The sequence below is a fragment of the Pseudanabaena sp. SR411 genome (genome assembly GCF_002251945.1).
GTDB lineage: Bacteria > Cyanobacteriota > Cyanobacteriia > Pseudanabaenales > Pseudanabaenaceae > Pseudanabaena.
Window position 1 is genome coordinate 1 of sequence record NZ_NDHW01000248.1, and the last position, 2,377, is coordinate 2,377.

At 37.9% G+C, this 2,377-nt stretch carries 3 protein-coding genes; 2 read left to right on the forward strand and 1 reads right to left on the reverse strand.

Translation table 11 applies throughout. From position 1 onward, the window contains the following. Nucleotides 1-5: 5 nt before the first annotated feature. On the reverse strand, nt 6-1,034 hold the full coding sequence (locus B9G53_RS25565; protein ID WP_094536244.1) for a DNA cytosine methyltransferase: 1,029 nt from the start codon (nt 1,032-1,034) through the stop codon (nt 6-8). Between the two features lie 50 nt (nt 1,035-1,084). Between B9G53_RS25565 and B9G53_RS25570 the strand changes: the two genes are divergently transcribed. Beyond that, nucleotides 1,085-1,339 carry a helix-turn-helix domain-containing protein gene (locus tag B9G53_RS25570; RefSeq protein ID WP_094536245.1) on the forward strand — a complete coding sequence of 85 codons (255 nt, stop codon included), beginning with the start codon at nt 1,085-1,087 and terminating at the stop codon, nt 1,337-1,339. 3 nt (nt 1,340-1,342) lie between these two features. Continuing rightward, on the forward strand, nt 1,343-2,158 hold the full coding sequence (locus B9G53_RS25575) for a hypothetical protein (RefSeq protein WP_094536246.1): 816 nt from the start codon (nt 1,343-1,345) through the stop codon (nt 2,156-2,158). Nucleotides 2,159-2,377: the final 219 nt, after the last annotated feature.

Consider the following 2,377-nt stretch of genomic DNA (forward strand, 5'->3'; position numbering starts at 1 on the left):
TATTTTTAAAGTGCGGCTGATATCACACTCGCAACGACATGAGCTAATTCACAAGGAACAGCATTTCCTATTTGGGAGTAAATTTTGCTATTCGGACCGCAAAAAATGTAGCTTTCAGGAAAGCCTTGAAGAAGTGCAGCTTCATTTATTGTTAGTCGTCTGAGATAAGATGGCACATGATGGAATCCTTTTGATTTTCCACCACTTATAAGATGACGATGATAGTTTTCTACCCATGAAGGCTTATTTTGGTAAAGGTGGTAATCATCAATGATGGGTGTGCGGTTGCCTCCCATACTTGCGGGTAATGTGCTTGCCCATCCATCAGGGTTAAGTGGTCTACCTTGCCCATTGAACAACATCCCAGCATAAGGTGACTTTCTAAGAACAGGTTTAATAGCCAAGGTCACTTTTGCATTACAAATCTTGCTATTTTTAGGTGAGCCTGGCTTACCCAGTGGAACTATAACTTCACGCAAGGTCGGTGCAGGTTTCATTCGACTCACAAATTCAGGTGTTAGATTCTTATGATCACCTGTTCGCAACCCTATAAAAAAAGCTCTTTCTCTTACTTGTGGAACACCAAAGTCTTTTGAGTTCAGAATATGAAGCTGAACCGAATACCCTGATTTCTGAAACCTAGCAATTAGCTGCTTTCTGATTTCCGAAAACTTCATGAGTACTCCAAGTGCTTTGACGTTCTCCATTACAAAAGCCCTTGGAAGAGTCCGATCTACTAAGTCAGCAAAGCTAAATACTAATTCGCTTCTGGGGTCATCTAGATTCATCTTGCCTGCTACAGAGAATCCTTGGCATGGTGGACCACCAAACACAACATCAATATCTTTGAATGAAGCTAGGTTACTTATATGGTCATTGATATCCCCCTCGAATAATTTCGTTTTACTGTGGTTTTCTCTAAAGGTTGCACTAGCATGAGGATCTAGTTCGTTCGCAGCCACTACCTCAAACCCAGCACGCTCAAAGCCAATATCCATGCCACCAGCGCCACTAAAAAGAGATATAGCCTTCATCAAATTATTCCATAATCGAATATTTTGAAAAATATAGCATAATTCTTGTTATGGGAAAAGAAAAAACTATTTTCGATGAAAAATATCATTTTTTAATTGAAGAGCTAACTATGGAGAGAAAACGTCTTAACATTTCACAGGCTGAACTAGCCAAATTCATTGGTGTAAAACAGCCAGATATAAGCAAGATAGAAAAATTTGAGAGAAGGCTAGATGTACTCGAATTCTCACTAATTCTAAGAGCTTTCAGGGTTAGTGACAATCTCCGACTACAACAACTTACTAAAACATTCTTTGGTATCTAAATAATGAGCAATACTTCTAAGACGACCCAAAGAAACAGTGATGCACGAGCCTATGTGAAGACTAAAATTGGTATAGCTCAAACAAAGTCAACTGGAGATTTTCCAGGATTTACCGAAAAAACGCCAATTTACAAACTGCTTACGGACTTAATTGAGATTAATGCCAAAGGGTTTCGGGGGATTGTAGTAACCGCTCTAGTTGGTATGCATTTAAACGATAATTACGATCCATTGAATGACTTCTATAAATGTAATCCAAGATCAATTTTTGAAGAAGGTATCTGGTATGCATTAAAAGAGAATGGAATTCCTTGTGGAAAATCTGATCCGTTAAATGTTGCAAAAAACATTAGCCAATTAGATGAAAACTGGGCTAGGGGGCGTAGACCTCAAAGTGCAGCTATGGCTGTTGTTAAATTCCTTCAAATTGTTAGAAAAGAAGATGATCTCAAAAAAAGGCTAATTCTAATTGATTATTTCTTTTTTAGATTGTGGAAATATGCACAACAGATAAAGGTTCATTCTCTGATTAAAGTCGATGTAACCGAACAGTCAAAGCTTGAAATTGGAAATAATGTAATAAAGTTTACTCTAGAATACCCAGAATCAGGTCAGTTGCCGCAGTTTCTAGTATCAATATTACTTCAATCAATTTTCAAGGAATCGAATGTAAGCGTCGTAGGTGGAGAAGAAAGTGTATTTGGCACAAATACAACCTCGAAAAAGCCAGCCGATATATGGTTGGAAGAGCAAGGAACCCCAACAAATCTTTATGAGATAACTGTTAAAAAAGTTTCTAAAAAAAGGCTTGATGATTAGTGTTGATTCACTTGAAAGGACAGGATACTTAGATTGCTCAGTGACTTTTATTTGCAGACTTCCCGAAGATGTTACTGAACTAGATTTACTAGATAACCATATCGCTCATCTAGGTAAATAGGTGGAAGGAGGGAAAAGAAGCCGACGCAGGAAGTCAAAATCAATCCAACGTAGATTGTATGCCCACTCGAACATGGCTACATACAGATACAAATACTT